This is a genomic window from Bacteroides sp. OF03-11BH, assembly GCF_003604005.1.
Lineage (GTDB): Bacteria > Bacteroidota > Bacteroidia > Bacteroidales > Bacteroidaceae > Bacteroides > Bacteroides ovatus.
The window spans coordinates 67,159-75,380 of record NZ_QTMW01000026.1; the positions used below are offsets into that span (position 1 = coordinate 67,159).

An 8,222-nucleotide genomic window follows, 5' to 3' on the forward strand; every position below is an offset into this window, starting at 1 on the left:
ATGTTTTTAATTAGAAAGCAACATTCAAAGCAAAAGTAAACTGACGGGAATACGGATAGTACAGACCTCTTTCGCGTTTCACTGTAGACCAATAGAAAAAGTCTTCCATATTAAACGTCACTTTGGCGGAGCTCAATCCCCAATGGCTGATAAATTTTGTATTAGTACGATCCATGCGATAGTAGACAGACAACGAACTTCCCTGGAATATATTTTCATCCATGATAAACCGAGAAGTAGCTTTCGTTTCCCAACCACTGGGGGTAAGAGTACGGAATTGTGCCTTGTCACCCGGTTTAGCCCAACGCAACTGACTTACCCGCCGGTCTACATTATATTTCAGATTGGCATTTTCCACCTTGTCAAGCAAAGTCTGATTATATACCTGACCGCCAAACTGATATCTGAAACTGACATCTGCTCCCCAACCTTTATATGTAAAGGAAGAATTAATATATCCTTGCCATGTAGGTTCCGTATTACCGATAGGTACTACATCATTCGCACTCCAGTTAACAGCGCTTGTCATTTCTCCGTTACGCTTTAATAATATTTCATCTCCGGAAGCCGGATCAATGCCTAATGAACGTACTACCCAAATACGCGACAAAGATTCACCTTCTTCATAACGTGGCAATGGTGTATCAGTCAGATTTGATGCATTCATATCATTCCTGTGTTTCATTGCTTCTGATATCTCCAGCAATTTGTCCGTATTATGAGAACCGTTTACCGTAATGGTCCAATAAGCCTGCTTGGCAGTATTCTTATAAGGAATAGCCGAAAGAGAAATTTCCCAACCTTTATTCTCTATCTTACCCAGGTTTTCCAGATAACTACCGAAGCCAAGAGAAGGAGCAAGGCTTATCGAAGTAACCATATTATCTGTTATTTTCCGGTAATACTCCACACGTGCGGTAAGACGCTGGTCAAAGAAACCGAGTTCCAAAGCAAGGTTAGTGCTTTTCGTTGTCTGCCATTTTAAACTTTCATTATGCATAGCCAAGATTTCCGAACCTGTTGCATCCGATGAGTAATAAGGAAGCAGCAAATTAGAGTATGTATAATAACCATGTGCCTGATAAGGATCAAAACCTTGCGAACCGGTCGTACCGTATGTACCCCTCAAAATGAAATCGGAAATAAAAGATACATCTTTCATGAAGTTCTCTTTTTTCAAATCCCAGCGCAATCCTGTTGACCAGAAAGGAGCCCAACGGTTATTTTTTCCAAACTGTGAAGAACCGTCCAAGCGTATATTAAAGTCGAACGAATACTTATATTTATAAGAATAACCTCCGGCAGCCATCCAACCGATAGAGCGTGTTGTCCTCTCATCGCCCGTCACTTTCTCATTATATTTCTTACCAAACAACAAGTTATCCATATTATCATTCGGGAAACCGGTCACATAGTTTCCATAAGTCTCCGAATTATTCTCCAATACACTCATGCGTACATTAGCAGTCAGATAATGGTCTTTCAATTGCTTGTTCCAGCTTCCTGTCAAATCGATTCCCCAACTGACAGCTTCACTCTGGCTTCTGCGGTAATCACCTCTTAAGGTAGGATCGGTCACATTATCAAAAAGCGTATGTTGTGCAGGACGGAAAATATCACGATGTCCTACACTCTTAGATAAATTGAAAGCTCCTTCAAACCGCAATTCATTAGTAGGATTATATTCCACCTTGAAAAGTTCACGTACTGTAAAGTTCTTGCTTTGGTCTTTACTGTTGAATGTCGTATTGTACATCGGATTCAGATAACTCGATTCACCGCCTACTCCTTCAAAATTATCAAGCCGTTTCTGTATCTCCCCGTTCTCTCCATACGGACGCAAATAAGGATTCAAGCGGGTATATTCACTGAAACTTCCCCACGGAGACTCATTAGCTACCGAATTATCCAACGTAATGCTATTCTTTAATAACACTTTTTTCAGACGATACTGAAAATCAAGCGATCCGGTCAATACATCACGCTTACTGTCTTTCATCACACCCGGAGAACTATTGTATCCGACATACATCCGATAACGCAAAGCTTCATCACCACCTTCCAATGTAACGGTATGCCGTTGTTGGAAAGCTGTTTGCAAAGGTTTGTCCAACCAGTACGTATTTACTCCCGCCAATACTTCACGCAATTTAGACTGATAGAGCTGCCATTTTTCAACAGTCTCACCACCGTATGTATAAAGTCCGCTTTTTAACTCTGCATCTATCTTCTCTCTTGCATTCATCAAGTTATATCCGGTCATATCCGGAGCTTCAATACGAAGTTCCCCACCATAAGTCACCCAAATCCGTCCCGGTTTGGGCGTCTTGCTTTCGATAACAATTACTCCATTTGCCGCACGTGAACCGTAGATAGCCGTAGCTGCCGCATCTTTCAACAAAACGATAGAAGCAACACGATCGGGATCCATATCGGCAAGTGTCTGTATACTGATTTCAAATCCGTCCATGATAAGCAACGGTTGGTTGGCATACGTCTCATACTCGCCCTGAACTGCCAGCACATCATTACTGGTAGAATTAAAATCTACAGATTGTGTGCCCATATCCATATTTGCACTACCACGCATACGCATATCAGGCAAACCATTCGGATTAGATCCCATATTGATATTATCCACAATACGAAGTCCGGGAGCGACAGCGGCTATCGCTTTAGCCACATTGTTCGTACTATATTTCTTCAGATCCTCACCTTTGATAGTAACAGCCGAACCGGTAAATCCTTCTTTCTTTCTGTTAAACATACCTGTCACCACTACTTCATCCAGCGCCCTTGTATCAGATTTCATCACTACCGACATATAAGATGAAGGATGCAAGAACTGGGTTTCCAAACCTACATACGATATTCTGACACGGCTATCTTTTGGAACATCAGAAAGCTGAAAATTACCATTATTGTCTGTGATAGTACGGATATTACTAGGATCTTCCACTATAATAGTGGCACCAACCACCGGAAGCCCGTCTTCTTCGGAAAGCACTTTTCCTTTTACTTGTGAGAAAAACTTTTTAGAATCCTTTTGTGTGATATTGATGAATTGTCCGTCAATGTGATATTTCAACGGATTTTTTCCAATAATCACCTTCAACGCTTCATCAACTGTAGCTTTTTCTACTTTTCCGGTAGAAGTATAAGAGCTAATTTCATCATAGATAAAAAGAACTTTATACCCCGATACTTTTTCAAAACGTTTAAAAATAGAGGGTAACCCTTCATTTTTAAACTCCATTGTTATTTGCTTTTCTTTACCTGTCTGTGCTTCTACACGCCATGAATAGGCAAAAAGGAAAAGCAAGAATAAAACAATGAACTTCTGTGCCTGATTTCTTTTCATAAGCCTGAATAGTTAAATAATATTTCATTCTTTTAATTGTATACGAAGTTTAAAAAAGAATGGTTACCCTTAAAATAGTTTTTTTTTCAGAAATATATTTTTCTATTCAGATTTATATCTTTTTGCTTGCTTTTTATTCGATAATTAGTTTTCCTGCTTCAAAATAAGCATGTATTCTCTCCATTCGATTCAATAATTCAATCAAGTGAAAGATGTCCTGATGACGATTTGCAAAGAAATGCATACGAAGATCCATGATTTTGCTATTGCGGAACTCAATATCTATATTATACCAACGTCCTATTTCTTTCATCATGTCAACCAGAGCAACATCGTCAAAATAGAAAAATCCTTCCTTCCAATACAAAAATGATTCAATATCCACCTCATTCACGGCAAATGTTCCGTCAGAAGAAAGTTGTACGCTTTGTCCTGGCACCATTTCAACACTATGGACTCCACAAGTATAGCTCACAGCCACTTTTCCTGTAATGAGCGTAACACGGACATCAGTAGGAGAGTAGCTACGTACATTAAATTCCGTTCCCAATACACGAATCTGCAGATTTCCACTTTTCACGATAAAAGGATGTGCTGCATCTTTAGCAACTTTAAAATAGGCTTCACCTTCCAAAGAGACGACTCGTTCTTTTCCTTTGAAAACAGTAGGATAAGCCAAACGACTGTCTGAATTCAAGAATACTTCAGTCCCCTCGGATAAAACAACTTTAAATGTCTCTCCTCTAGGAATACTTAATCTATGTATCTGTACTTTCTGTTTTCCTACTTCCTTGGTTTCTGTCTGAAGGAGAGCACGACTATAATCTATTTCCTTAGAAGACAACTGCGCAGTAGAGTAAGACGAAAGAGATTCTACCACTTCTTTCAATGGCTTTATTTCTTTCTCATCATTCACTTGTAAAGTGACTTCCTGGGCAATATGATTGGCTTGAAACACTTTAATAATTTCCGGTTGTGAGGAAATCATCATTGCACGCAAAACTAAAATGATGGCAACAGCCGCCGCTACACCTGTGACACTAGCCCACAGTATGCGTGTATTTTTTCTTCGATCATTCTTAGAATGTTTATTACGAAAATCTGCCAGTTCTTTCCGGACATCAATTGCCAGTAAATTTTGCTCTTTCTGCATCTCTATCACAATTTCTGCCAAATCAGAACATGCTTGCAAACATTCCTCATCTTCTTCCAAATTATGCAATTGACCAGCAGTTATATGCGAACGATTCTCCATAATTTCCAGGAGTTCTTCTTCCGACTTGCTTATATTTATATTCTTTTCATCCATAAATAGTGTATTCAATATATATATTTACGTTTTAAAGTCAATTCCGGTTACCCTTTTGGCCTAATTCTTCGCGAAGAATGCGTAAAGCCTTCACTATATTCTTATGAACGGCCGCGACACTTACATTTAATTCTTCGGCCACTTCCTTATATTTCTTATTATGAATATAGCATGCTTCCAAAATATGATAATTATAAGGAGTCAACTTCTTCATAGCTTCACGAATACGCAAAACACGAGAATCAGAATTTTGCGAATCGCCTTCTATCATTTTATCAGTCAATTGCGCAGTAAACTCTACATATTCTTCATGAATATTTTGCTTGCGAAGGTAATCTATGCAACGTGTACGGATGATTGTATAAAGATAAGTTTTCGCCGTTGCTTCTTCTATCTTTTCATAATTACGCCACAAATACTCAAAAGCATCACTTACGATATCCCTGCATACTTCAGCATCATTTATGAAATAGTATGCAAAATATACAAACTGTGCATACCATTCATTAAACATTTTGTCAAAAGTAGCCCTGTCATCCATTTAATATCGTATTCTTCTGTTATTTCTGGCAGACAAATATACATTAAAACTTAATACGTAGTTGCATTTGTACATCTGCTTTTTTATTTCCATAGATTAAATCATTGCCGGAACCAATCTCATTCCGGTCTAAATAAATGGTTTCTCCAAACTTGGTTATCAATAGAAAGTGTTTGTTCAGTTCATATCTCAAACGGATACTACACCGGAATCCACGACCTTGAAAAGACGGAGTATAAAACGTATAAAGCAATCCGCTTTCCGAAGCATATACACGCGAGTCATAATCGTCTGTAAAAAAGTAACTGCCCTGAACGTCAGCAAACAGCCTGGCCCAAGGCAGTTGGGAGGATATCATTTGTGTAACCTGATATCCTTTATTAGCAGCTCTGTCCTGAGAATGAAAATGATTATAATCTAAAGTTGTACGACTGCTTAACACATCTCCTAAAGAATAGTTCAAACGATAGCGAAGTTGATGGTGAAAAATAGGAAGTGTTAGTGTTCCTTTACTACCTGTCCAGTCACGCTCTTTTTGTTTATAACGATACCTTAGATACATGGATAAATTGCTGTATGGAGTAAAAGTGGTTTGGAACAGACCATCTGTTCCGCGGGAGGGTTTATTCACTCTGTATTTTTTCCACGGAAAGGAAAATAAATCGAATGAGGCGAAAAACTTCCAATAAGCAAAAGGAGAAGTTTCCAAGCCGATATAATATCCCTGTTCATTTTGTGTCGTACTTCCTTCACCGAATGAATGGGCAAACATAGCCCAATAGTCATAAGAATAAAACCGATGTATCAACATGATTTGAGTGTTTTGAACCGGTGAATATTGCAAACGATTCAAAGAAGCCCAACCTTGTTTTCCGATGGCTGTTTCTCCCTGAAAAGAAAAACGATGCCAGCGATAAGCATAATCAATCCCTAGATTATAGAAGTTGTTTCCATGAAGATTGTATTTGGAATAGCCTGTTAATTCCGGTTCGTATGGTCGGTTGAAAAGGTAGTAAATACCGGTGATACCCAGGTGGATACGGTTGTGTTGATAACTCACGTTTCCACCTGTTAATTGCATGGTGAACAGGTTCTTTTTATTTGCTTCTTTTTGACTTCGGTGCAGTCCGGTTTTATAGATAGAGGTGATTGCTCCGTCAGTGATTACTCCATCTAATAAACGGTGTGAATAGAAACCGGAAACATCCCAATCTTTAGATAAAGCAATAGTGGCGGCCACTCCCCGAAAATAATTGTATTCATCGCTGGAAGAATGTTTCTTTATTCCGCCACTGCGATTGTTGAAAGAAGAGGCGTAGATTGTTTTTCCCATCAGATAATCAGTGCTAATCACTAATCCTTGTCCGAAACTAAGCCGATAGTTACCAACAGCTAATGCTTTTAATCGTCCACAATCTTTTAATAACAGATAAAAGGAATAATAATCGTAGCCATAGCGATTGTGTAAAGCTCCAAAAGGTTCTCCAGCATCTTTTTCAGCAACGATTCCTGCATAGAGTCGGTCACTGTATCGGAAACTGTATTTCACAGAGTTATAAACAGAAGGTCCTAAATAGGTATGTTCATAACCTTTTCGCTTATAAAATGGTATATCAAAGCGGGTTAAGAGTTCATTCTTTCCATACTTCGCTGCGTTTTTCAACAGGCTTTTCCACCGGAAAGCAGGTTTATTGTTAATAGCTTTTATACAGACGAAAGGCAGTAAATACTGGATTGTTTGCTTATCCATCTCTTCTACCAGTTGAAGTTCATAGATGGTTTTCATCTGTCCATGTATATAGATGTAGGCCAACAGATGTTCAATCTGAATATCACTAAGGAAAGGAAACTGTTCGAGTTGTTCACGGGTAGCAACATTCAAATTTACTGGTTCTTGCATACGATTGGAAAGTTCTTCCAATTCATTTTCCCAATTAGGAGTATTAACAGAGTTATCAGTTCCGTTATTAATAGATAAATCTTCAAGAACATTTTCTAAAAGACTTTCAGAAGGGTTTTGAGCACTACAAGCAGGAATTATTAACAGGCTGTTTATAATACTTATCAACCGTAAAAGTTGAATCGTTTTCATCAATAAAATGGTTTATTCTTCCTGCTTTTTAACAGATAAGGCCGCAAAGATACTTTAAATAGGTTAACATCGAAGAGAAATGTCTGAATAATAAAATTTTAATTCTATTTTTGTATCGTGAAAAGAAGGCTTAACATAGTAGTAATGACGCTTTTTGCTATTGTTTGTTGTTCGTTGCGCCTGCACGCTCAAGAAAAACAAAGTATCAATGGATATTTGGTTCCGATGTGTATCTACAATGGAGATACCATTCCATGTGTCCAGTTAAGAACTGTGTATATTTTCCGTCCGTTGAAATTCAAGAATGAAAAGGAACGTCAGGAATATTACCGACTGATTCGCAATGTGAAAAAGGTATATCCCATCTCCAGGGAAATTAACCAGGCTATCATTGAAACTTACGAATATCTTCAGACTTTGCCCAATGAGAAAGCCCGCCAAAAACATATCAAACGGGTTGAAAAAGGATTGAAAGAGCAATATACTCCCCGAATGAAGAAACTCTCGTTTGCACAGGGAAAACTGTTGATTAAATTAATAGACCGCCAAAGCAATTCTACCAGTTATGAATTGGTGAAAGCATTTATGGGACCTTTCAAAGCGGGATTCTATCAGACTTTTGCTGTATTGTTCGGGGCCAGTTTAAAAAAAGAATATGATCCGCAAGGTGAAGACAAACTAACGGAACGTGTAGTGTTGATGGTGGAGAACGGACAGATCTAAAATCAATCGGCTTATAAGTTTATCAACTTTATAAACTAATTGATCACTACTTAACCATACTAGTTATCATTTCAAGAATTAACAAGCTTCCTGCAAGGTATTAATTTCCGGTTTCTCAGAAGTTAATACTTGAGTTCCCAGCTATTAATACGGTAAGTATTCGGCCAACTACAGGTATTAAACCTTTATATACAAC

At 38.3% G+C, this 8,222-nt stretch carries 5 protein-coding genes; 1 reads left to right on the top strand and 4 read right to left on the bottom strand.

Translation table 11 applies throughout. From position 1 onward, the window contains the following. Positions 1–10: 10 nt before the first annotated feature. The 4 genes from DXA54_RS18060 to DXA54_RS18075 form a co-directional block, all read right to left on the bottom strand. On the bottom strand, positions 11–3,361 hold the full coding sequence (locus DXA54_RS18060; RefSeq protein ID WP_120080231.1) for a SusC/RagA family TonB-linked outer membrane protein: 3,351 nt from the start codon (positions 3,359–3,361) through the stop codon (positions 11–13). A gap of 133 nt (positions 3,362–3,494) precedes the next feature. Continuing rightward, positions 3,495–4,670 carry a FecR family protein gene (locus tag DXA54_RS18065; protein WP_120080233.1) on the bottom strand — a complete coding sequence of 392 codons (1,176 nt, stop codon included), beginning with the start codon at positions 4,668–4,670 and terminating at the stop codon, positions 3,495–3,497. A 37-nt stretch (positions 4,671–4,707) separates the two neighbouring features. Next, entirely contained in the window at positions 4,708–5,211 is a 504-nt protein-coding gene (locus DXA54_RS18070) for a sigma-70 family RNA polymerase sigma factor (RefSeq protein WP_004324147.1), read from the bottom strand. A 43-nt stretch (positions 5,212–5,254) separates the two neighbouring features. Further along, on the bottom strand, positions 5,255–7,303 hold the full coding sequence (locus tag DXA54_RS18075) for a helix-hairpin-helix domain-containing protein (RefSeq protein WP_008646930.1): 2,049 nt from the start codon (positions 7,301–7,303) through the stop codon (positions 5,255–5,257). Positions 7,304–7,447: 144 nt separating this feature from the next. On the opposite strand from DXA54_RS18075, the gene DXA54_RS18080 reads away from it, so the two are divergent. Continuing rightward, a complete protein-coding gene (locus DXA54_RS18080; protein WP_008646929.1) occupies positions 7,448–8,026 on the top strand; it encodes a DUF4294 domain-containing protein in 579 nt (192 codons plus the stop codon). Positions 8,027–8,222 lie beyond the last annotated feature (196 nt).

Coding starts and splice junctions, on each gene's coding strand:
- DXA54_RS18065 (WP_120080233.1), bottom strand. CDS start 4,670: ATGGATGAAAAGAATATAAATATAAGCAAGTCGGAAGAAGAACTCCTG.
- DXA54_RS18075 (WP_008646930.1), bottom strand. CDS start 7,303: ATGAAAACGATTCAACTTTTACGGTTGATAAGTATTATAAACAGCCTG.
- DXA54_RS18070 (WP_004324147.1), bottom strand. CDS start 5,211: ATGGATGACAGGGCTACTTTTGACAAAATGTTTAATGAATGGTATGCA.
- DXA54_RS18080 (WP_008646929.1), top strand. CDS start 7,448: ATGACGCTTTTTGCTATTGTTTGTTGTTCGTTGCGCCTGCACGCTCAA.
- DXA54_RS18060 (WP_120080231.1), bottom strand. CDS start 3,361: ATGAAAAGAAATCAGGCACAGAAGTTCATTGTTTTATTCTTGCTTTTC.